The sequence below is a fragment of the Mesorhizobium sp. WSM4871 genome, assembly GCF_055811295.1.
Genome location: NZ_JBVVPU010000014.1, coordinates 17,529 through 39,593, shown reverse-complemented (window position 1 = coordinate 39,593; position 22,065 = coordinate 17,529). Strand labels below are relative to the sequence as shown.

28 protein-coding genes are annotated in these 22,065 nt (G+C 64.7%); all 28 read left to right on the top strand.

Features of this window, described 5'->3' with window-relative positions; translation table 11 throughout:
* The first annotated feature begins 107 nt into the window (after positions 1-107).
* The 28 genes from AC0L2H_RS25835 to AC0L2H_RS25700 all read left to right on the top strand — a co-directional run bounded on the left by AC0L2H_RS25835 (position 108) and on the right by AC0L2H_RS25700 (position 22,042).
* Positions 108-863, top strand: a complete 756-nt coding sequence (locus AC0L2H_RS25835) for a lysozyme (protein ID WP_473592845.1) — start codon at positions 108-110, stop codon at positions 861-863.
* The gene (locus AC0L2H_RS25830; RefSeq protein WP_473592844.1) at positions 863-1,246 is read left to right on the top strand and encodes a hypothetical protein; all 384 of its coding nucleotides are present in this window, start codon (positions 863-865) and stop codon (positions 1,244-1,246) included. Before AC0L2H_RS25835 ends, AC0L2H_RS25830 begins: the two co-directional genes overlap by 1 nt.
* Positions 1,236-1,427: a hypothetical protein gene (locus tag AC0L2H_RS25825; RefSeq protein WP_473592843.1), complete on the top strand. Its 192-nt coding sequence runs from the start codon at positions 1,236-1,238 to the stop codon at positions 1,425-1,427. Before AC0L2H_RS25830 ends, AC0L2H_RS25825 begins: the two co-directional genes overlap by 11 nt.
* A complete protein-coding gene (locus AC0L2H_RS25820; RefSeq protein ID WP_473592842.1) occupies positions 1,424-1,666 on the top strand; it encodes a TraR/DksA C4-type zinc finger protein in 243 nt (80 codons plus the stop codon). The genes AC0L2H_RS25825 and AC0L2H_RS25820 overlap by 4 nt, the downstream gene beginning before the upstream one ends.
* Complete coding sequence (locus AC0L2H_RS25815) at positions 1,666-2,058, top strand: DUF2730 family protein (RefSeq protein WP_473592841.1); 393 nt, start codon at positions 1,666-1,668, stop codon at positions 2,056-2,058. The genes AC0L2H_RS25820 and AC0L2H_RS25815 overlap by 1 nt, the downstream gene beginning before the upstream one ends.
* Entirely contained in the window at positions 2,055-2,357 is a 303-nt protein-coding gene (locus AC0L2H_RS25810; RefSeq protein ID WP_473592839.1) for a VpaChn25_0724 family phage protein, read from the top strand. Before AC0L2H_RS25815 ends, AC0L2H_RS25810 begins: the two co-directional genes overlap by 4 nt.
* 4 nt (positions 2,358-2,361) lie before the next feature.
* Positions 2,362-2,925 carry a phage protein Gp27 family protein gene (locus AC0L2H_RS25805; RefSeq protein WP_473592838.1) on the top strand — a complete coding sequence of 188 codons (564 nt, stop codon included), beginning with the start codon at positions 2,362-2,364 and terminating at the stop codon, positions 2,923-2,925.
* Between the two features lie 6 nt (positions 2,926-2,931).
* Positions 2,932-4,314: a terminase large subunit domain-containing protein gene (locus tag AC0L2H_RS25800; RefSeq protein WP_473592837.1), complete on the top strand. Its 1,383-nt coding sequence runs from the start codon at positions 2,932-2,934 to the stop codon at positions 4,312-4,314.
* Entirely contained in the window at positions 4,314-5,873 is a 1,560-nt protein-coding gene (locus tag AC0L2H_RS25795) for a DUF935 domain-containing protein (RefSeq protein WP_473592836.1), read from the top strand. The genes AC0L2H_RS25800 and AC0L2H_RS25795 overlap by 1 nt, the downstream gene beginning before the upstream one ends.
* On the top strand, positions 5,873-6,676 hold the full coding sequence (locus AC0L2H_RS25790; RefSeq protein WP_473592835.1) for a phage head morphogenesis protein: 804 nt from the start codon (positions 5,873-5,875) through the stop codon (positions 6,674-6,676). The genes AC0L2H_RS25795 and AC0L2H_RS25790 overlap by 1 nt, the downstream gene beginning before the upstream one ends.
* A 242-nt stretch (positions 6,677-6,918) precedes the next feature.
* Complete coding sequence (locus AC0L2H_RS25785; protein ID WP_473592834.1) at positions 6,919-8,124, top strand: phage protease; 1,206 nt, start codon at positions 6,919-6,921, stop codon at positions 8,122-8,124.
* 58 nt (positions 8,125-8,182) lie between these two features.
* A complete protein-coding gene (locus tag AC0L2H_RS25780; RefSeq protein ID WP_473592833.1) occupies positions 8,183-8,635 on the top strand; it encodes a hypothetical protein in 453 nt (150 codons plus the stop codon).
* Positions 8,636-8,669: 34 nt separating this feature from the next.
* Positions 8,670-9,575 (top strand): Mu-like prophage major head subunit gpT family protein, encoded by a 906-nt coding sequence (locus AC0L2H_RS25775; RefSeq protein ID WP_473592832.1) that lies wholly within the window; start codon positions 8,670-8,672, stop codon positions 9,573-9,575.
* A 112-nt stretch (positions 9,576-9,687) separates the two neighbouring features.
* A complete protein-coding gene (locus AC0L2H_RS25770) occupies positions 9,688-10,176 on the top strand; it encodes a hypothetical protein (RefSeq protein WP_473592831.1) in 489 nt (162 codons plus the stop codon).
* A gap of 217 nt (positions 10,177-10,393) precedes the next feature.
* Positions 10,394-10,825 carry a gp436 family protein gene (locus tag AC0L2H_RS25765; RefSeq protein WP_473592829.1) on the top strand — a complete coding sequence of 144 codons (432 nt, stop codon included), beginning with the start codon at positions 10,394-10,396 and terminating at the stop codon, positions 10,823-10,825.
* A complete protein-coding gene (locus AC0L2H_RS25760) occupies positions 10,825-11,415 on the top strand; it encodes a phage virion morphogenesis protein (protein ID WP_473592828.1) in 591 nt (196 codons plus the stop codon). Before AC0L2H_RS25765 ends, AC0L2H_RS25760 begins: the two co-directional genes overlap by 1 nt.
* Positions 11,412-11,849, top strand: a complete 438-nt coding sequence (locus tag AC0L2H_RS25755; RefSeq protein WP_473592827.1) for a phage tail terminator protein — start codon at positions 11,412-11,414, stop codon at positions 11,847-11,849. The genes AC0L2H_RS25760 and AC0L2H_RS25755 overlap by 4 nt, the downstream gene beginning before the upstream one ends.
* A gap of 1 nt (position 11,850) precedes the next feature.
* The gene (locus AC0L2H_RS25750) at positions 11,851-12,027 is read left to right on the top strand and encodes a hypothetical protein (protein WP_473592825.1); all 177 of its coding nucleotides are present in this window, start codon (positions 11,851-11,853) and stop codon (positions 12,025-12,027) included.
* A gap of 3 nt (positions 12,028-12,030) precedes the next feature.
* Complete coding sequence (locus tag AC0L2H_RS25745) at positions 12,031-12,957, top strand: phage tail tube protein (protein WP_473592823.1); 927 nt, start codon at positions 12,031-12,033, stop codon at positions 12,955-12,957.
* A 52-nt stretch (positions 12,958-13,009) separates the two neighbouring features.
* On the top strand, positions 13,010-13,384 hold the full coding sequence (locus tag AC0L2H_RS25740) for a hypothetical protein (protein WP_473592822.1): 375 nt from the start codon (positions 13,010-13,012) through the stop codon (positions 13,382-13,384).
* 98 nt (positions 13,385-13,482) lie between these two features.
* Positions 13,483-13,782, top strand: coding sequence for a DUF1799 domain-containing protein (locus AC0L2H_RS25735; RefSeq protein ID WP_473592821.1), 300 nt, complete (start codon positions 13,483-13,485; stop codon positions 13,780-13,782).
* Positions 13,779-17,234: a phage tail tip lysozyme gene (locus tag AC0L2H_RS25730; RefSeq protein WP_473592820.1), complete on the top strand. Its 3,456-nt coding sequence runs from the start codon at positions 13,779-13,781 to the stop codon at positions 17,232-17,234. The genes AC0L2H_RS25735 and AC0L2H_RS25730 overlap by 4 nt, the downstream gene beginning before the upstream one ends.
* Entirely contained in the window at positions 17,231-17,662 is a 432-nt protein-coding gene (locus tag AC0L2H_RS25725; protein ID WP_473592818.1) for a hypothetical protein, read from the top strand. The genes AC0L2H_RS25730 and AC0L2H_RS25725 overlap by 4 nt, the downstream gene beginning before the upstream one ends.
* Positions 17,659-18,177 (top strand): hypothetical protein, encoded by a 519-nt coding sequence (locus AC0L2H_RS25720; protein ID WP_473592817.1) that lies wholly within the window; start codon positions 17,659-17,661, stop codon positions 18,175-18,177. Before AC0L2H_RS25725 ends, AC0L2H_RS25720 begins: the two co-directional genes overlap by 4 nt.
* Positions 18,174-18,608: an NlpC/P60 family protein gene (locus AC0L2H_RS25715; RefSeq protein ID WP_473592815.1), complete on the top strand. Its 435-nt coding sequence runs from the start codon at positions 18,174-18,176 to the stop codon at positions 18,606-18,608. Before AC0L2H_RS25720 ends, AC0L2H_RS25715 begins: the two co-directional genes overlap by 4 nt.
* Positions 18,605-19,525 (top strand): hypothetical protein, encoded by a 921-nt coding sequence (locus AC0L2H_RS25710; protein WP_473592813.1) that lies wholly within the window; start codon positions 18,605-18,607, stop codon positions 19,523-19,525. Before AC0L2H_RS25715 ends, AC0L2H_RS25710 begins: the two co-directional genes overlap by 4 nt.
* Positions 19,526-21,319: a TipJ family phage tail tip protein gene (gpJ, locus tag AC0L2H_RS25705; RefSeq protein ID WP_473593027.1), complete on the top strand. Its 1,794-nt coding sequence runs from the start codon at positions 19,526-19,528 to the stop codon at positions 21,317-21,319. It abuts the gene before it with no gap.
* 9 nt (positions 21,320-21,328) lie between these two features.
* Positions 21,329-22,042 (top strand): hypothetical protein, encoded by a 714-nt coding sequence (locus tag AC0L2H_RS25700; RefSeq protein ID WP_473592812.1) that lies wholly within the window; start codon positions 21,329-21,331, stop codon positions 22,040-22,042.
* Positions 22,043-22,065 lie beyond the last annotated feature (23 nt).

Genomic DNA, 22,065 nt, shown 5'->3' with positions numbered 1-22,065 from the left:
TTCTTGTCCCCGAATGCGATGAAGATGCTCCCTGCGGCCGGAGATTTCCTCTGGCCGATTTTCACATGCGGGCGTGAAGTCCAGCCCCGCAGAACATGGAGCGTTCGATGCCCCGTCTTGTCCCGGACTGGCGCCGCGTGGTGCTACTGTCTCTCAGTTTCTGGATGCAGGCAGCTGGCCTCGCCGTGCTTGTGCTGCCCGAATTGCGCTACCGCTTGACCGGCCAGGACGCTGACCCGTATTTCGCCTGGTGGCTTGGTGTTCTGCTCCTGCTCGCCGGAATTGTCGGCCGCTGCTTCCAGCAAGGCCTTTCACTCTGGAAGGAATGGCTGCGCATCATCGCTGTTGCCGCCATCATTATCGCCCTGGCAGTCCTCCTCGCCACGCCGTCCAGAGCCGCCGAGGCGACCGAGGCCGAGACACTGCGGATCGCGGTGCCGTTCATCGCCAAGGAGGAAGGCAAGCGCAACATGGCCTATCGCGACGCGGTCGGCATCTGGACGATTTGCTACGGCTCGACGCTCGGCGTGCATGCCGGCATGGTCATGAGCGATCAGCAGTGCATCGAGACGCTCAAACGCGAGGTGGCTGAGCACCGGTCAGGGCTGCACCGATATTTCTCCGCATCCACCACCTATGCCCGGCTGCCTGCGACGCGAGACGCGGCCTACACGTCTACCGCCTTCAACTGCGGCGTCGCCGCCATCGGCAAGAGCACGGCGACGCGCCGCCTGAACGCCGGCAACGTCGTCGGCGGCTGCGAGGCCCTGACCTGGTGGGACAAGGCCGGTGGCCGCGTCCTGCGCGGCCTCTTTGAGCGGCGCAAGCGCGAGCGCGTTCTTTGCTTGCAGGGCCTGCATTGATGCAGGCTCGCCTCATCGTCCTTGGGCTCATTGTCCTCGCCTTCATGGGACTTGGACTGGTTGCCTACCACTACAAGGTCGAGGCCCGCGACGCGGCGGCCGAAGCCAAGCAGGCCAGGGCCGACCTTGAGGTGGCAAAGGATGTGAACGACGCCAATCAAGAGACGATCGGCCGGATGCAGGCCCAAGCGGCGGCCGACGCCGAGCTCACCCGAAACCTCGCGGAACAGATTGCCGCCTCGAACCAAGCCTTCATCGAAAACAACGCGGCGCTGGCCGCCCTGAAAGATTCCAATGCGGACGTTCGAGCTTTCCTTGCTCTGCCTGTGCCTGATGCTCTGCGCAGGCTGCATGACAAGCCCAAAACCTCAGGTGGTCGTTAAGACCGTGACGATCAAGGAACGCGTGCCATCTGCGTTCCTGATCCCCTGTCCACCGAACTGGTGGAAGGCCGGCGGGCCGGCAGTTGTCGGCGACTATGTCGAGCGAGGCGATGTGAACGGCGCGGCGCGGGATGTTTGCGCCGCGCGTCTGGCCAAGGTCGCGGAGTGGGACAAGCAATGAAGGCCAGCGACGCTGCAATAGAACTCGCGGAGCGCCGCGTTGAGCAGGAACGCGCCGCCAGCATCGCTCGCATACAGGCGGCCGCCCGAGGCCAGCACACCGCAGAAGAAACATCTGAGCCGAGGTTCTGCGATTGCGGCGAACGTATCCCCGACGCCCGCCGACAGGCCGTGCCGAAAGCCACCAGGTGCTTCGACTGCGAAACCTTCATCGAACGACAGAACAGGAAACGAGCGTGATGGACCAGATCAAGGATTGGGCAGGCCTGATCGCCGTCCTGATATCAGTTGGCGGCATTCTCTATGGTTGGCTGACTTCAGGGTCGAGCAAAGCGCTGAAGGACGTCGCGGCGTTGCGTGAAGAGATCGAGGTGGATGCCACCGAACTTGCCAAGGAACGGAGAATTAGTGACGCGGCCATCGTTGGCCGCTTTCAGATGGCCGAGGAGCGTTTGATCAAGCTCGAAAGCGACTTCCAGCACCTTCCGGAGCGGGAGCAGGTCCATCGCATCGAACTGGCGGTAGAGAAGTTGAGTGGTTCGCTGGCTGCTATGTCCGAGCGCATCACCCCGATCTCGGCACTTGCGTCCCGCCTTCAGGAATTGGAATTCGAGAGGGCAAGCGGCAAATGAGCCTGGAAAGCATCATTCAGGAAGAGGCTCGGCTGATCATCCTGCGCGAGCTTTTTGCGCAACCGAACCGCTCGGCGACATCGACATCGATCCGCAACCACCTGCTTGCGGCTTTCATGATCAATAAGTCGCGGGAGTGGGTAGAAGATCAGTTTGACTGGCTCGCCGAACGCGCGGCCGTCAAGGTCTTGGCCGCAGGCTCGATCAAGATCGCGACGCTGGCGCCGCGCGGCCGCGAGCACCTGGCGCATCAGGCGTTCATTTCCGGCGTGCTTAGCCCCACCGACCCGGTGCTGTAGCATCATGGCCGCTGAGCGCCGCGTCCTTTCATCGCTCGACCAGTTGCCGGAAGAGTGCCAGGACGATGTCATCTGGGCACTCGCGCGGCTGAACGAGCGGCAGCGGACGCAGGCCGATATCCTTTTCGAGCTGAACGACCGGCTGGCGGTGAAGGGGCATGGCCCGGTCTCGCGATCGGCGTTCTCCAGGCGCAGCATCCGGCTAAAGCGGCGCGCCGATCGCCTGGCAGAGCGCGACGCCCTCTATGCCGGCATCGTCGACAAGATTTCGCCCGACAAGATGGGCGATCAGGATCTCGTCCTGGGTGAGCTGCTGAAGGCCCTGATCGATGAGCTGATCGACGAAGCGAAGACGGCCGAGGACGTGAAGGAGCTGGCATCGGCATTTCGGCAGACCGTCTCGGCCCAGCACGTCTCGGCCAATCTGAAGCAGAAGGCCAACGCGGCGGCCGAAGCGAAGATGGAGAAGGCGGTCAAGACCGCCACCGGCGAGATCGGCAAGGCCGGACACAAGGTCAACCCCGAAGAAGTGCTTGCGATGATCCGCAAGGCCTATCGCGGGGAGTGACCGACTATGGCGAAGCCCATCCTGTTTGGCTACCAGCGCCGCTGGATCGAAGACCAGGCCCGGTTCAAGCTGGGCAAGTTCGCGCGCCAGACGGGCAAGACCTTCACGACGACACTGGAGAACGTCGACGACTGCTTCGAACATGTGGTCAAGCAGGCGCGCACCCGCTGGGTGATCCTGTCGCGCGGCGAGCGCCAGGCAAAGGAAGCCATGGACGAAGGCGTGAAGGTGCACGCCAAGGCCTACGGTCTGCCTTTCGAAGAACTGCCGGTTGAATACGATATAGGGGCAGTCAAATACACCGCTCTGGAAGTTGTGTTCCCGCATGGGTCGAGGATCCTTGCCCTGCCGGCCAATCCCGACACCGCCCGCGGCTTTTCCGCAAACGTCTTCCTGGACGAGTTCGCCTTCCACAAGGACAGCGGCGCGATCTGGAAGGCGCTGTTCCCGGTCATCTCAGCCGGCTGGAAACTGCGTGTCACTTCGACGCCGAATGGCAAGAGCGGGAAGTTCTATGAGCTGGACACCGGCAAGGACACCACCTGGTCGCGTCATTCCGTCGACATCTACCAAGCCGTGGCCGATGGCCTGCCGCGCAACATCGAGGAGCTGCGTGCCGGCCTCGCCGACGAGGACGCCTGGGCGCAGGAGTACGAGCTTCAATATCTTGATGAGGCGTCGGCCTGGCTCACCTATGAGTTGATCACGTCCTGTGAAGATCCGCTCGCAGGAGATCCCGATGGCTACCAAGGCAACGTCTGCTTTGTTGGCGTCGACATCGGCCGGCGGAACGACCTCTTCGTCATCGATGTCGAGGAGCAGATCGGCGATGTGCTTTGGGAGCGCGAGCGTGTCGAGCTGAAGCGCGCGACCTTTGCCACCCAGGACGCCGCCCTGGACGAGGTCATGCGCAAGTATCGCGTCGGCCGCGTCTGCATGGACCAGACCGGCATGGGCGAAAAGCCGGTCGAGGACGCACAGCGCCGTTATGGCGCCGATCGCGTGGAGGGCGTGCTGTTCACCGGCCCGAACAAGCTGGTGATGGCGACCGCCGGCAAGCAGCGCTTCGAGGACCGCACCATCCGTATCGAGGAAGGCAATCCGGTGCTCAGGTCGGATCTGCACAAGCTGCGGAAGGTCTCGGGACCAACGGGCGCCCCGCGTTTCGTTGCCGAACGTGATGACGATCACGCCGACCGCACCTGGGCGAAATTCCTGGCGATCAACGCGGCTGGCGGTGGTCGAGCCGAATACGGCTATCAGCCGGTCCCGATCACCAAGAGCCGTTTTGAAGAAAGCGGCGATCGTGGCCGCATGCAGGATCTTCCGGATGAGCGGCCGCGCGGCTTCCGCATGGCTTCCCTCCGCCGCTCGAAAGGGATCTACTGATGGCCGATGTTTTCAAGGGACTTGTCGACCAGTATGGCCGGCCGATCGAGAAAGCCGCACTGAGGGTTGAACAGGGCGCGCCGACCACGCGGGGCGTTCGCCGGCACGACGCCCATCATCCAGCCGCCGGCCTCACGCCTGGCCGGCTCGCCAGCATCCTGCGGGCGTCGATCGACGGCGATCCCGAAGACTACCTCGCCCTTGCCGAGGATATGGAAGAGCGCGATCCGCACTATGCCGGCGTGCTGGGCGTTCGCAAACGCCAGGTCTCTGGACTGGAGATCACGGTGGAGGCGGCCGGCGATGATGCGGTCAGTGTACGTGCGGCCGACCTGATCCGGGACATTGTCACCCGCGACAGCTTCGAAGACGAGCTGTTCGATATCCTCGACGCGACCGGCAAGGGCTTCTCATGCACGGAAATCGTTTGGGACACGAGCGAGGGCCAGTGGCTGCCGAAGCGGCTCGCGTGGCGCGACCCTCGCTGGTTCACCTTCGACCAGGTCGACGGCGAAACGCCTTTGCTCCGCGACGGCGGCCAGAACATGCCGCTCAATCCCTACCAATGGGTCTACCATTCGGCCAAGGTGAAGTCCGGCCTGCCGATCAGGGGCGGCATCGCGCGCGCTGTCGCTTGGACCTTCCTATTCAAGAGCTACACGATCAAGGACTGGGCGATCTTCTGCGAGGCCTATGGCCAGCCGCTACGTCTTGGCAAATACGATGCCGGGGCCAGCGACGCCGACAAGGACAAGTTGCTCCAGGCCGTGTCAGACATTGGCACGGACTTCGCAGCGATCGTGCCGCAGTCGATGGCGGTTGAATTCATCAAAGCCGAGATCTCGGGTTCGCACCAGCTCTACAAGGAGCGCGCCGACTGGCTCGACCAGCAGGTTTCCAAAGTGGTGCTGGGCCAGACCGCCACCACCGACGCGATCGCGGGCGGCCACGCGGTCGGCAAGACGCATGACGGGGTGCGCGAGGACATCGAGCGCGCCGATGCCCGCCAGCTCGCTGGCACTCTCAACCGCGATCTCGTTCGGCCAGTCGTGGATCTCAATCTAGGACCCCAGAAGAAGTATCCGAAGATCTGCATCGGCCGGCCCGACGAGGTCGACGTGTCGGCGACGGTGAAGAACGTCGCCACGCTCGTGCCATTGGGCCTGAAGGTCGGCATGTCAACGATGCGCGACCTGATCGGCATCGCCGATCCGAGCGAGGATGAGGAGCTGCTCGTCGCGCCGCGCCAGGCGGCGCCGGCCGACCCGACCACACAGCCGACGTCAGCTGACCAGGAAGAGGCCGTCAACTCGGCGATGGCGCCGAAGCGCGATGCGGTCGAGCGGGCGACGGACAGCCTTCTCGGCGATTGGGAGCTGCTGGTTAAGCCCATCGTCGCCGGCCTGGAGACCGAGATAGCGGCGGCCAGCTCGGTCGATAAGGTGCAAGCCATCCTGGCGAAGCGGTTTGAAGGCCTGAATGTCGATGCGCTCACCGAGCAGCTCGCCCGCTCAGCCTTCGCCGCGCGCCTGGCCGGCGAGGCTGGCGAGTCGCTCTGATGCCGGTTGATCTGAAGCCGGTACCGCCTCGCGATGCGCTGGCTGCGCTGTTTGAGCGCGGCGGCAGGCTTGATCCTTCCTTCGCCTGGCAGGACGTCTGGCAGGAAACCCACGCCTCCATGTTCACGGTCGCCAAGTCGGCCGGCTTTGACATTCTGGGCGACATCTATGCCGCCCTTCAGCAGGCGCTGGCCGAGGGTAAGACGTTCCAGCAGTTCGCGGCCGAACTGACGCCGCTCCTGCAAGCGAAGGGCTGGTGGGGCCAGCAGCCGTCCTTCGATCCGCTGACCGGCGAGACGCGCTGGTCGCAGCTCGGCAGTGTGCGCCGGCTCCAGACGATCTTCGACGTGAACATGCGGATAAGCTACGCCGCAGGCCATTGGGCGTCGTTCGAGCGCAACAAGAAGGTCCGGCCATTCCTGCGCTACGTCCATCTGGAAGCGCAGGAGCATCCCCGGCCGCTGCATCATCTGTGGCACAACACGGTGCTGCCGGTCGATCATCCCTGGTGGAACACCCATGCGTGCCCTAATGGCTGGAACTGCCACTGCACCCTCCAGAGTCTCTCCCAACGCGATGTCGACCGGCTGGAACGCGAAGGCGAGAAGCTAAAGTTCAAGCCCGAGCCAGGCGGCGAGACCGCGTACGTCAACAAACGCACTGGCGAGGTCTTCACGGTGCCGGACGGCATCGATCCTGGCTGGGCTTACAATCCGGGCAAGGCCGGCTTCTCGATGGTCGAAAAGGCGGCAAACGAGAAGATGGCGAGCGGTCTCCTCTCTGGTCCTGGCGCCCCGTCCTGATCGATTTCCAAGGGCCGCCACAGAACGGCAGCCTACCCTTCGCCGCTCCACTGGCCCGGAAAACCGGCCTGTGGCGCTGTAGACCCGTTCAAAACCGATTTTAAGGGCTATTAGCGCCTAAAGGTCGGCCTCCAAATTACCACCCTTGCCGGCCTCCCCGGCCTCGGCTACCGTTCTGCTTGCGAACCGGTCGTCCCACGGCCAGCTGACTTCGCCTTCTCATTCTTGGCGACCGATCGATCATGGCGACCGCCGTCGCCATGCCACGAAGCATCAGGACCGGCCAATGTCCGGCGATGCACAACGCACTTGCCGCACTCCTTTCGGCCGCCCTGGTCGCCTCCCACTCGACTGCTCTCACCGCAGGCGATGCGGACGGTGACAAATGGGTGCAGCTGGTGCCGGCCGGCACCTTCACCGGTCGCAACGGCGAAGGCCCATGGACGACTGGCGACAAAGCGTCGATGGAAACGATCGTCGACAGCACGCGCCAGTATGCCGGCTCGACCGAGCTCGTCGTGGATTACGACCATCAGGCAATCACTGCGCCGAGCGTGGGAGGCCGTGCGCCGGCCGCTGGCTGGATCAAGCAGCTGGAGGCTAGGCCGGACGGCATCTTCGGTCGCGTCGAATGGACGGAGGCAGCCGCCAGCGCGATCAAGGCCGGCGAGTACCGTTACATCTCGCCCGTTTTCCTGCACCAGAAAAGCACCGGCCGGGTGCTCCTCATCCGCATGGCCGGCCTCACCAACACGCCAAACCTGGACCTGATGCAGGTAGCGGCGAGTGCCCTCCTTCCCTCAAAACTCAATGGAGACAGCATGGATAAGATCCTTGCAGCCCTCGGCCTTGCCCAGGGTACCAATGAAGACGGCGTGGTTGCCGCCATCAATTCTTACCTGACAAGCAGCACGGCGATCGCCAAGGCCGCAGGCCTGACGGACACCGCTAAGTCGGAAGATGTCCTTGCCGCCGTCAATTCACTGGTCACCGACCGCGCCAAGTTCGCCAAGGCCGCTGGCCTGGCCGAGGGCGCGAAGGCGGACGACATCGTCACGGCCGTGCAGTCGGCCGTTGCAGGCGCCAGGCCCGACCCGACCAAGTTTGTGCCGATCGAGCAAGTGACGAAGCTCCAGGAGGACGTGAAGGAGCTGCAAAAGACCATGGTCGGAGACAAGGCCGAAGAAGCGGTCAATACGGCGATCAAGGACGGAAAGCTGGCGCCCTCACTGAAGGACTGGGGTCTCGATCTCTACAAGGCCGACGCCAAGAAGTTCGAAACGTTCGTCGGCAGCGCGCCCGTTCTGACGGCGCCGCAGCTGAAGACGCCGAAGAAGGGCGACACCGAAGGCGAGAGCCTCGACGAGGCGCAGCTCGCCGTCTGCTCGCAGCTTGGCATCAAGCCCGAGGATTTCAAGAAGACCTTGACCGCAGAGGCGAAGGCTTAGGCCCCGCCTTTCCCGAACCGATCAACGGGCCTCGCGCCCAGCCAAAGGACCAATTTCGATGACTGCTCTTGGACAGGACCGCAATACGCCTCGCCTTGAAGGGGAGGCCCGCGTCGGAGGCGTTGCCGCCGCCGTGCTCGTTTACGCCGGTGCGATCGTTATGCGCAATGCCTCCGGCTTCCTGACAAAGGGCGCAGCCGCGACCGCCCTGGTCGGCGTCGGCCGGGCCGAGGAACGCGCGACCGGCGGCGCGAATGCCGGAGACGTCAATCTCAGATATCGGCCCGGCATCTATCGCTATGCCAACTCGGCCGCCGGCGACCTGATCACGATCGCCGACATCGGCAAGCCCTTCTACGTCGTCGATGACCAGACGGTCGCCAAGACCGATGGCACAGGCGCTCGCTCGATAGGCGGCTTCATCGAAGGCGTCGACGCCCAAGGCGTCTGGTGCCGCTTCGACGAGGTGGCCGTGCAGGCCTACCTGGCCGGCGCGACGCTGCCCGCCTGATCCCAAACTCCGTTCCAACCAGGAAACCGCTCACATGCTTGTCAATGCCGCAAACCTCAATGGCCTTCGCGTAGGCTTCAAGACCTCCTTCCAGGGTGGCCTTGGCATGGCCTCGACCATGTACACCCGCATCGCAACCACGGTGCCGGCCTCGACCAAGGACCAGAAATACGGATGGCTCGGCAAGATCCCGAGCGTCCGCGAATGGATCGGGCCTCGCGCGGTCCAGAACTTGTCTCAGTCGGATTACACGATCTCGGAAAAGCCCTGGGAGCTGACCATCGGCGTCGACCGCGACGACATCGAGACCGACAATCTCGGCATCTATACGCCGATGTTCACCGAGATGGGTCAGTCGACCGGCGCCAAATGGGACGAGCTGGTGTTCGCTCTCCTGAAGGCCGGTTTCAGCACCAACTGCTATGACGGCCAGTATTTCTTTGACACCGACCATCCGGTGCTCGATGCGGCCGGCGCGCCGCAATCGGTGGCCAACACCGATGGTGGCGCCGGAACGCCCTGGTTCCTGCTTGACGTCAGCCGTTCGCTGAAGCCGATCATCCTGCAGAAGCGTCGCGATTTCGACTTCGTCGCCAAGGACCAACTGACCGACGACAACGTCTTCAGCAACAAGGAGTTCGTCTACGGCGCCGATGCCCGCGCCAATGTCGGCTTCGGCTTCTGGCAGTTCGCCTGGGGCTCCAAGCAGACGCTGGACGCAACGCACTACGCCGCCGCGCGTGCTGCTTTGATGGGCATGAAGGGCGATTATGGTCGCCCCCTCGGTCTCCTGGCCAACGGAGCGAAACCGCTCCTGGTCGTGCCGCCTGCGCTCGAAAGCGCTGCCTTGAAGCTGCTCAATTCCGAGTATGCCGCCGGTGGCGAGACCAATGAGTGGAAGGGCACCGCCGAACCGCTGGTCGTCTCCTGGCTGGCCTGATCGGTCCGCCGGAACTTTGACCTGCCGGCACTCCCAACGGTGCCGGCGGGTTTTTCAAAAGCAGCCCGCTGCCGAGGCTCCTTTTCAAAGACCCGAAAACGAGGATTGAACGATGGCGAAAGCCCCAAGAGCCAGAGCAGCGAAGCCAGTAATCGCGGATCAGCATGTCGCGGCGAATGCTTCGCCTGCGGCTGATGCCACCACCACTTTGGCGGTGGCACCGGCCGCCCCGTCGCTGGGGGCGACGGGGACCATTTCGAGCATACCCCCGGAGAGCCAAGACCAGGGCGGAGCCGGCAATGCGGCCGGCTCCGCTGAGCTGGCCGCCTTAGCGCGGGTCGAGACGGAGGAAGATGAGTTCCGGGCCAAGTATCCGCGCACATTTGCCGCTCTCGACGCCTGGCGTGCGGCGTCCTTAAACGAACCGGTCGGGGTCCGCATCGCTTCGAAGATCGAGGGCTTCAGGCGTGCTGGCATCGCCCATTCCAAAGCGCCTGTCGAGCACCGTCTGGAGGCTTTCAGCCGCCATGCAGACACCGCAGGCCTCGACATGCTGGAAGCGCTCTTCGCCGAACCAAACCTGACGGTGGAGCTGATCTAGTGCTGCACGCCGTGGCGTCATCTGCCTTGCTCCCGATCGTGCTCACGGCCCTGCTATGGGCCGTCGTGCTGCGTCGGCCAGTCACGGACCTGGGCAACGGGGCAAACTTTCCGTTTGGCGTGTTCACCTCGATCGCGCTGCATGTGGTCGCCATTGTTAGCGGTACGGCCATTATCTGGGCCGCTTGGCACTTCTGGCTTCTACCAGGAGGCAGCCGGTGACCTACGCTGTTCAACAGGATCTGGTCGACCGCTTCGGCGCCACCGAGCTGATGCAACTCACGGACCGGACGAACGTGCCGCCCAGCACGATCGACGGTGTGGTTGTCGGCCGCGCCCTGGCGGATGCCGACGGGGTGATCGACGGCTATATCGGCAAGCAGTACTCGCTGCCGCTGACCGTGGTGCCGCCTGTCCTGACCAAGGTCGGCTCCGATCTCGCGCGCTACTACCTGCATGGCGAGGCTGCCGACAAGGAGAGCATCGTCACTCGCAATTTCAACGCGGCGCTCGCCTGGTTGAAGGATGTCGCCAAGGGGTTGGTCTCGATCGACGACGGCGGCCAGGTGCCCGAGCAGGCTGGCGGCGGCGCGATCCGCGCGAATCCCTCGACCCGCGTCTTCAGGCGCGACACGCTGGAGGGGCTGTGATGGCGACCGAAGGCATCCAGCTCCGCCTCGTCGACCAGGCCGTGCTTGCCACGCTCGATCGCGTCGAGCGCCTGGCCGAGCATCCCAGCGCGATCATGTCGGCGATCGCCGCCTACCTGGTCACGTCGACCCAGCGGCATTTCGAGCGCGAGACCGGCCCGGCCGGGAAGTGGCAGCGCCTCAGCCCGCGCACGGCCGCCAAGCGCATCGGCCGCAGCCAGCGCGGCTATGGCCACATGCTGCGCGTCACCAACCGGCTCTACAGCTCGATTACTGGCGAAGCGACCGACACCGAAGCTGCGGTCGGGACCAATATTCTCTACGCCGCTATCCAGCAGCTCGGCGGCCAGGTGAACATCCCTGCGCGCGAGCAGGACCTGCACTTCGGCAAAACCAATCGCGGCCGGCGCTTCGTCAAGGCCTCGCGCAAGCGCAAGGAAACCGTTCGCGTCTCGATCGGCGCGCACAGCATCACCATCCCGGCGCGGCCGTATCTCTACGTCGACGAGGCCGACCAGGCCGAGATCCTGCGCATAGCCGAGGACGCCTTCCGCGCCGAGGCCGACAGCCAGTCCGGAGCACAGCCATGAGCCTTTCGTCCGAATTCCAGCAGCGGCTGCGCGACATCGACCCGCCGCTCTTCCGCATGGTCGCGGGCGCTGCCGCCTTTGCCTCGCTCAACGGCGAGCCGAAGGCGGTCCCGGCCGCCTTCGTCCTGATCGAGGAAGAGCAAAGCGCGCCTAACGAACGCATGACCGGCCGGGTGCTGCAGCGTTGCGAGGCCGATGTCGCCGTCATCATCGTCACCCGCAACGTCTCCGATGGCACGGGTGCTGCCGCAGCCGAGGACAACGAGACGATCAAGACCAAGGTGCGTGACGCGCTGATCGGCTTCGAACCGGTGAGCGTCAGCAACGCCGATGTCGTCGAGCACGTCTCGTCGAACCTTCTCAAAGCCAAGAACGGGCATGTCTGGCAGCGCGAGCTGTTCGGCGCGGCCTACTACCTCGTGGAGAAACCCTGACATGTCGAACGTCGAACGGCCGCTGGAAGGCGGCAGCTACATCCGCAAGGACGGCAAGCTGAAGAAGGTTGCCGGGACCGAGCCCGCACCGCCGCCCGGCACCGCGCCCGAGGCCGCCACGCCGGCAGGCGAACCGGCCTCGGCCGGGGCAACCACCACGCCCAAGAAGGGGAAATAGACCATGGCCATCCGCCGTTGGAAGAAGCTTTCCGCTCTCATCAAAATGGACACCGTCTATGGCGTCGATCCGGTGCCGACCGGCGTCGCCAATTTCATCCAGCTCAGCGACGCAGCCTTTACGCCACTTGCCGGCGATGAAGAGGCACGCAACCTGATGCAGCCGTTCCTCGGTCATCAGGGCGTGTTTCTCACTGGCGACTATGGCCAGTTCAACTTCTCGGTCGAGATCGCCGGCTCGGGCGCGCTCGGCACAGCGCCGGCCTATGGCCCGCTGCTGCGGTCCTGCGGTTTTGCAGAGACGATTACCGAGGACGTGGACGTCCAATATGACCTGATCCACGACGCTTTCGAGAGCAGCGGGCTCTATTACAATGCGGACGGGGTCAAGCACGTGCTGCTCGGCCAGCGCGGCAGCGTCTCGCTCGGCTTCACGCCGAAGCGTATCCCGCGTTTCCAGTTTTCGATGAAGGGTCTGCTCGGGACGATCGCCGATGAAGCCTTGCCGACCGTCACCAAAACTATGTGGATCGACCCGGTGGTGGTCTCCAAGGCCAACACCGTCATGGCGCTGCATGGCTGGACGGCAATCGCCGAGAGCCTCAACATCGACACCGGCTCGCAGGTCGTGCCCCGCCACCTGATCGGCGAGGAGAGCATCGAGATCTCCGATCGCTCGGTGACCGGCACTGCCGTGGTCAAGGCTCAGTCGCTTGCGACCAAGAACTGGTTCGCGATCGCCCGCGCCCACACGAAGGCCGCGCTGTCGCTGACCCACGGCACCGTGGCCGGCAACACGGTGGCGATCGACAGCGACGCGGTTCAGATCGGCAGGCCGGCCGAGGGCCAGAGCGACAACATCCGCAACTATTCGCTGCCGCTGATGCTGACCAGCCTCGGCTCCGAAGAGCTGAAAATCACCATCAAGTAAGCGGCGTTCACGCCCGCTACAAACGTCGTTTAACCCAAGGAAACGTGCCCCCATGAAATTCGTTCTCACCAAGGAATATCGCTACCCCTGGCCGGTCAAGATTGAACGCCCCGATCCGACCAATCCCGGCAAATGGCAGATCCAGAGCTACACGCACGAGTTCGTCGGCGTCGGCGAGGACGAAGCGAAGGCACTCCAAAAGGAGATCGAGGATCTGAAAACGGCTGAGGAACGACAGGCGCGCGAGCACGATCTGCTGATCAAGGCCAGCCGCGGCTGGCGGGATGTCATCGACGACGACAAGAACCCCGTCGAGTTTACCGAGGAATTGCTTCGCCAGGCGCTTCAGGACACCTGGTACCGCCTTGGGCTCTACAACGCCTATGCCGCCTCGCTTGGCAGCCCAGCGGCCCGAAAGGGAAACTGATAGAGGCCGCGCGCGCCTGGGCGCTGGCACGGGAAGGCCTTTCCGACCCGACACGCCCTTCGCGGCCCGACGAACAGGCGCGGCAGGATGCCGAGGCGTTGGGCGTCCCGCCCGAGAACCTCCCCGATGACGATGAAGAGAGCGACGTGTTCGAGGTTTGGGACATCAACGAGGCTTCCATGGCGCTGTTTCTCGGTTGCGAGACACAGTGGCGCGTCGTCGCGCGCGGCATGTCCGGCCTGCTCTATTGGCTGGGCATCGACTATGCCGCCGCCGCCGTTCTGCTGAAGGCGCGGCCAAAGCGCGAAAAGCGGCGCTACCCGGCTACTCAGCTGCTTGATGACCTTCGTGACATGGAGATCGCCGCCCGTGAGATCATGAACGAGGTACGCGAGTGAGCCTAAACCTCGCTCTTGTCATCAGTGGCAACGCGGCCGGCGCCAAAGGTGCCGCAGGCGAGACGGCCACGGCTGTCCGCACGATCGGCGTCGAGGCGGCCCGCAGTTCGGCAGCGCTGACCGCCGCCAACGACCAGGCTGCCGACTCGTCGAAGCGGGTGACCGACGCGTTGACCGGCCAGGAGGCCGTGCAGAAACGGATCCAGGGGATCGTCGCCGCTTACGCAGGCATGAAAGCGCCGGCTGACGATGCGAGCTACCGGCAGCGCTCCGCTGACATCGCGGCCTATGGGAACAGCCTTGACGCGTTGAGGGCGAAGTTCAATCCACTTTTCGCGGCGTCCAAGCAATACGAAACCGAACTGAACGAGCTGAACGACGCCCATAGGGTCGGTGCCTTCACCAGCACCAGGGAATACGATCTGGCGCTCGCAAATTTGAACGACCGCTACACGATGCTAGGCCGGCAGCATATCCAGATCGCTTCCGGGCTTGGTTCAGTCGGTGGCGCGGCGCGGCTAACGTCAACCCAACTCCTGAGATTGTCGCAGCAAGGAAATGACGTTGTCACGATGTGGGCGCTCGGCGCACCGGCGATGATGATCTTCGCCTCGCAGGCCGGCCAGGTCTACGATGCGCTGGAAAGCGGGCCGAAAGGGCTTCGCGGTTCGCTGGCCGCGATCAGGACGTCGCTTGCGTCGACAGCATCCAACGTCCTCTCGGCTTCGGCCGCATTTTTCAGCTTCTCAAATCCGATCGGCTTGGTGGCCACGGCGATCGTGGCCGGCACCGGCGCCATCCTCACCTATTCGATGGCGACGCGGGATGGCATCCGCTCGATCGACGATGTCCTGAAGGATCACGAAGCCAACATCAAAGCGCTGAAGGATGCCTGGGGCGCGCCTGTCGCGGGCATCAAGGCCTATGCAAGCGAAGGCAGCGCTCTATCCATCCGTTCGGTTCAAACCGAGCTGGAGCTGCGCGCTGCCCTGATGCAGGCCTCGCAGGATGCCGCCAAGAACATGGTCGCGAACAGCGGATGGCTGTCGGGCGGATCGCAGTTCGGGCCGACCAACAGCTCCGAGTTCCCGGACTTTGCAAAAGAGATCGACTATTTGCGCGGGACGATCGCCAAGGGCACGCCGGATGTGCTCGGCTTCCGACGCCTGGTCGAAGAGCGCTGGAAACTCGACCCGACCAACGAGGCACTGACCAAGCAGGCGCTCGCGCTCGACAAGTTGACCGACGCCGCCGCTCGGGCGGCGCTTGCCCTTCCCGGCGCCCAGGCCGCTGTCAACGCCCTGGTCGTGCAAGGTGGTCGACCTGACTTCGGCCAAGGCGCCGCCATGCAGGCGGAGATGATCAAGAACGCCGGCATCCTCTACCAACTGCGCCGCGACCAGGACGTGGCGATGGGTCGTATCGGCGCACGATCGCCGACTGAGCTGGCAGCGGCGGCGCGAGCAGCGGAAGCCGCCAAGCCGTTCACAGGCGAAAGCGCCGAGGTCCGCCAGTATCGCCAGGACAGCGCCGCCGCCCTGGCATATGCGCAGGCACAGTATCAGCTCGTTGAAGCCGAGAAACAGCGCGCCCGCTCGATCGACCAGACCATCGCTGCCCAGCAGCTCGACATCAGCCTGATCGGCAAGACGGCCGGCGAGGCCGCGCGCCTGCGGATGGAATTCGAGCTGACCGCGCAGGTTCGCGAGGAAGCCGCGCGCAACAACGTCGCGGTCGACGATGCCGAGATCCGGCGCATCCAGGAAAAGGCGGCAGAATATGGCCGCCTGGCAGACGCGGCGGCGCGGGCCAATCTCTCGCGGGATCTGCAATTCGAGCGCGACCAGCTCGGCCGCTCGCCGATCGAGGCGACCGTTGCCGACCGGCTGAAGGGCGCGGGCCTCTCCGTCGATCTCAATTCCGAGGCGGCGGCGATGATCCGCATGAATGAGCTGCTGAAGCAGCAAAAGCAAATCTGGGAGGATGTCCGCGACACCGGCGTCGACGCGATCGGCGGCATCGTCGACAGCGCAACCCACGGCTTTGCCGACATCGATGACGTGCTGAAGAGCGCGGCCGAAGACGTGCTGAAGCAGCTGACCCAGCTCGGCGCCAAGAACCCGCTGGCCAATGCGCTGTATGACAAAGGCCTGCCGACGCTGGACAGCATCGGCGGCCTGCCAGGCTTCCTCAGCTCGCTCCTCGGCGGTCCCGCGCCTGGCGGTGGCCAGTCCGTCGCCGCGATGACGGTCAGCGCCGGCACCGTGGTCGTCAACGGCGCTCTCGGCGGCGCGGCCGGCGATCTGCTCGGTAAGCTTGGCATCGACAAGCCAGGAGCGGCCAGCGACATCATCAGGATGCCGTTGCCGGACATCGGCGCGGCCTCGGCCACGTCGCAGGGCGGCGTTGGTGGCCAGATCTGGAACTACTTCGCCGGCAAGGGCCTGCAAAGCCACCAGATCGCCGGCATCCTTGGCAATCTCACCGCCGAGAGCGGCCTCAACCCGAACGCCGTCAACCCGAATGGCGGCGCGACCGGCCTGCCGCAATGGTTGGGCTCCCGGCTGACCGGCCTGCTTTCCGAAAACGGCGGCAAAGTTCCCGGTGTCGGCGGGCAGCTCGATTATATCTGGAAGGAGCTTCAAGGGTCGGAAAGCGGCGTGCTGAAGCGCTTGCTCGCTTCGACCGATGTTCGCTCGGCGACCGGCGCATTCGCCGGCTTCGAACGGGCCGAAGGCTGGTCGCAGGCCAACCCGGAAAACATCGCGCTCTGGCAGAAGCGGCTCTCGGCCTCCCAGGATGCCCTGGCCAAATTCCAGGGAACGGCTTCTGCGGCGACGAAAGACCTCGGCACGTTTGGCGGCGGCCTCGGCCAGCTCGGCAATGCCCTCAGCAGATTTCCGACCGCCCCGGCCGGCGGCGGTGGCGGCGGCCTTCTGAGCCTGCTCGGCGGGATCGTCGGCGGTGGCTCCTCACTGTCGCCGGACGCCTGGTCGGCCATCCAGGCTGGGGGTGGCGGCCTGTATGATGTCGGCGGTGCAACCGGCGGCAACGACCCGCGCAAGGTCGCCGGCCTCGTCCACGAAAGGGAATACGTCATGGACGAGCCGGTCGTGCGCGTCCTCGGCGTGCCGTTCCTGGACAATCTTAGGCGCGCCGCCAAATCCGGCCGGGGCTATCTCGAAGGCGGCTATGCCATGCCCGGCTACAGCAACAGCGCGTCGGCGGGCTCTTGGTCGTCGCGGCAGAGCCAGCCGACGAAGATCGAGCGGCACTATCACGACTATGCCGGGGTCAGCGTTCGTGAGGAGGAGCGCGACGACGGCCAGGGCGGCCGGCGCGAGGACATCATCATCGAGGACAAGATGACGGCGGCCGCCAACCGTGCCGGCAGCTCCTTCAACAAGACACTCAGCGCGCGTGGCGCCAGGCAGCCGGTGAAACGCCGATGACGCTAGTCTGGTATCCCCCGGAACTGCCGAGGCCCGAACGCGCGCCCTACCAGTTCGCGCGCGGCGACGGCCGCACCCGCCGGGCAGAGGACGCCGGTCCACCCAATGTGCGCCGCCGCTTCTCGGCCGTCGCCGACACCGTCGCCTTCTCGACGATCCTGACCAGGGCGCAGCTCGCCCGCTTCGATCGCTGGTATGTCGAGGAGATCAAACAGGGCACGCAGCCCTTCCTTATGCCGGCCTGGGACACGGACGGCCTGCCTTTGCTGACCGACGCCGGCGTCCCGCTGCTGACCGAAGCCGGCGTGCCGATCCTGATTGCCGAGACCTGGCTCTGCCTGATCGGTCAGCAGATGCCGGCGCGCGCGCCGAGTTCGCCGAGCAGCGTCCAGTGGCGGGTCACCTTCGACATCGCGGTGATGCCATGAGGCGGATCTCGCTCAACGCCCGCCAGGCCATCGACCAGGTCGCCACGGACGAGCTGGAAGTTGTGCTGGTCATCATCGAGCACCCGCTGCTCGACAAACCGGTGCGGCTGTCCTCGGACAACGCCGATCGGATCTCGGTCGAGCCGCTGATGTACGGAACGCGGTCGACCTGGCGCACGGACGATGGATCGCCGTTCCTTTTCGTCATGCTCGACGCGCTGGTGCCGGACGAACAGGACGACACGCCGGCGCAGGCCTCGCTTGTCATGGAGATCCTCGACAGCGAGATCGCCGACATGCTGACCTCGACCACTGTCCAGGCGACCTGCCACATGGCGATCGTTCTGGCGTCGAGCCCGGATGTTGTCGAAGCCGAATGGCTCGATTTGCTGATGACCGAAGCGCCCGGCGACGCCGGCGAGGTCAGCCTTCAGTTTTCGGTCGAGCCTATCACCGAGGAGCCATATCCGGCCGATCGCATGACCAAGGAACGTTTTCCGGGGTTGCACCGATGACCCTGAAGATGGCGCAAGGCGACCTCCGCTGGACGCAGGCCTTCATCGGCCTGCCCTATGCCGACAAGGGGCGGGACTGGACGGGCTGCGACTGCTGGGGTTGGTGCCGGCTCGTCCATGCCGAACACGCCGGCAACGAATTGCCGTCCTATGACGAACTCTATCCCGGCTCGGCCGAGCGGCGGGAGATCGCGGCAATCGTCGCGCAGGAGGCGCATTCGCCGCTCTGGCTGAAAGTCGAGGATGCGCCACGGGAGCTGGACATCCTCTGGTTTCGTCGCGGACGGCTCGACGCCCATTGCGGCCTTTTCCTTCGCAATGGCCTGATGGGGCACATGGTCGAGGAGGATTGCTCGAAGATCGAGCGCTTCGATTGCATGCCCTGGCAGAACCGCCTGACAGGCATCTACCGCTGGCGGGGTGGAGCATGAGCGTCCACATCACGGCGGCCCCCATCGCCTTCCAGCCCGATCGCGCCCGCATCGAGCTGACACTGCCGGCCGGCATGACGATCGCCGAGATGGTGGCGATGGCTCTGCCTGGCGCCACCGGGCCGGTGCTGGAGCGGGTCCGCGTCGCGTTGGTCAAGGCGAACGGGATGCAGATCGTGCCGCGCGCGATGTGGCACCTGGCCAGACCGCATGCCGGCGTTCACGTCGTCATTCGTGTCATTCCCGGCAAGAGCGCCCTCAACACCATTTTGCAGATCCTCGTCGTCGTCGCCGCCACCGCCATTGCCGGCTTCTTCGCGCCGGCAATCGCCGGTTCGCTCGGCATCACCTCGCAGTTTGGCATCGGCGCGGTCAAAGGCGTGCTCCAGCTCGGCCTGACGGCTCTGGGCGGCCTGCTGATCAATGCGCTGCTGCCACCTGCTGGGCCTGGGAAAGACGAAAAGCCCGCCTATGCGATTTCGGGCTATCAAAACCAGTTCACGCCGGACGCGCCGGTGCCGGACGTTTTCGGCACACACCGCTACGCGCCGCCCTTTGCCGCCTTCTCCTATATCGAGGTGGTCGGCGATGTCCTCTACAGCCGCGCCGTCTTTCTGCATGGCTATGGACCGCTGGAGATCGGCGAGGAGAAGCTCGGCGACACGCTGCTGACCAAGTTCAAGGACTATGAGCTGGAGACGCGTCACGGCTATCCCGACGACCAGCCGCTCTCGCTCTACACCCACCAGGTAATTGAGGAACGGATCGGCACCGACCTGGTGCTTGAGTTCCCGCGCGATGCGGCCGGCAATAAGCTCGGGAACGAGCCGCTCGAGCCCAAGCCGGTCAGCCGCTTCACCGCCCGCGACAGCGCTTGGGCGATCTCCGTCCTTTCATTTCCGGCAGGCCTGATATAGATCGATGGCGAAGGCGACAAGAGTGCCTGGTCCGTGACCTTCAAGCGCCGCATCCGATTGGTCGGCGTCGATGATTGGACAAATCTTCCCGAACTCACGATCCGCGCCAAGAAACAGGTCGGCTTCTATCGATCTGACCGGATCGATTTTCCGGTTCGTGGCGCCTACGAAATCGAATATGAGCGCACCACCGCATCGGAGCTCGATAATGATAACAGAAAAGTCCAATACGTTCTGAGTTGCACGTGGGTCGTGCTGCAAAGCTGGCGGCCGGAATATCCGTTCAACTTCAGGAAGCCGGTGGCGCTGACCGCGTTGCGGATCAAGGCGACCTACCAGCTCAACGGCACGCTCGACACCTTCAACACCGTTGACAAGCGCATTGCGCCCGATTGGGACGGCGCAGCGTGGATCTCCAGGGCGACGAAGAACCCTTCCTCGCTGGCGCTGCGCGCCCTGCGAGGCCCAGCTCTCTATCGGCCCGTCACCGACGACAAGATCGACTTCGGGGCGTTTCAGGACTGGCACGAGTTCTGCACGGCCAAGGGGCTCGCCTACAACCGCATCCACGACTTCGAAGGCGATCTCAAACAGACGCTGGCGGCAGTCGGCGCGGCCGGCCGCGCCGTCGTTCGCTGGAACGGCCGGCAATGGACGGTCATCATCGACCGGCCGCGCGACATAGTCGTCGACCATATCAACCCAAGGAACTCCTCGGACTTCCGCTGGTCGGCCTCCTATTTCGAGCCGCCGCACGCCTTGCGCGTGCCGTTCATCGACGAGACCAACGGCTATCAGCAGGCCGAGCGGCTGGTGCCGTGGCCGGGCCATGTCGGCCCGATCGACATCACCGAGGAGCTGAAGCTGCCCGGCAAGACCAATCCGGACGAGATCTGGCGAGAGGCGCGGCGGCGGCAATACGAGATCATGAACCGCGCCGTCGACTATTCCGCCGTCCAGCAGGGCGCGGCGCGCACGGCGACGGGCGGCGACCTGGTGATGGCCTCGCGGGACGTGCTGAAGCGCGCCATGCACTCGGCCAGGGTCAAGGCCGTGCGCGGCAATCACGTCGAGACGGACGGCATCTTCACCATGACGGCCGGCGAAAACTACGCCATCCGCTTTCGCCAGTTCGACGCCGACGACACGGTCGGCGTCAGTGTGATCCGGACGATCGCCACCGTGGCCGGAGAGAGCGCGGCCGTGCGGCTGACCGGCAGCGGCATAAAGCCTAAAGCCGGCGACCTCCTGCATTTCGGTCCGGCCGCGCTCGACAGTATCCCGCTGATCGTCGCCGGCATCACGCGAGGCAAGAACAACTCGTCCGTCCTGGCGATGAAGCCGGCCGCACCCATCATCGACGAGCTGACCGACGCCGAGGTGCCGCCGGCCTGGAGCGGCCGCATTGGAGCCGAGATCGACGTCTCGCTGATCAAGCCGGCGATACCGGTCATCACCAGCATCGAAAGCGGCACGGTCGAGACCGGCGATGTCAACGGGTTGGTGGTCAACCTGGCGGGCGGCCAGCCCAGCTCCATCGTCGTTGCTGCCTTCAAGCTGCAACACCGGCTGGCCGGCGCGCCGGGATGGCAGCCGCCGCTGACCTGCACGCCGGCCGAGGGCAGCATCGCCGTGCCCGGCTACCACTTTGACGACGATGTCGAGCTGCAGGCCTGGGCGGTCAGCGTTGCCGGCGTCGAGGGCGACCCGACCGTGATCGTCACCGAAACCATCGGCGCTGGCGACTTCGTGCCGCCGACCCCACCCCATTCCACGCTTTTGCTCCTGCTTTAGAGGCTCAACATGGCTGCCAGTCAGATCAATACGACCGACACCGTCACTGGCGGGTCGGTGGCGATCGACACCGAACTTGTCGGCGGCAAGCATCACCCCTCGCACGGCGTGCGCGACGGCATGGACGAGGCGCTGGGCGCTACGACCGACGCGCCGGCGACGACTGACGGCGGCACGTTTTCGCTGATCGCCCTGGTCAAGCGGCTGCTCGGCAAACTGCCATCCACGCTCGGCCCAAAGACTGCGGCCAACAGCTTTAGCGTCACCTTTTCAAGCGATGACGATGCGCTGTTCGGCTCCTTGACGGAGGCGGCACCCGGCACGGACACGGCCTCTTCGGGTCTAAACGGCCGCCTGCAGCGCATCGCGCAGAACTTGACGGCGCTGAACCTGCCGGCAGCTGCGCCATGGCACTACGCAGCCGTTGGCGGGGGCGAGACCGGCGATGCCGATGTCCCGGTGAAGGCCGCGGTTGTCGGCCAGCGCAACCACATGACCTGGCTGACGGCTGTCAACGCGCACGCCACCGTCGATACCGAAATTCTGATCAAGGATGGCCCTGGGACCGTGCTCTATCGCGGCTTTCTGAAGGCCGCCGGCGGCCGCCTGGAGATCGACTTCCGATCGCCGCTGTCATCGAGCGTCAACACAGCGCTGAACGTCGCCAACGCGACCACGGGCTCACAAGTCTACTTCAACTGCGGCGGCTACGTCGCGCCTTAGAACCCCTTTTGAAGGAACGGAAA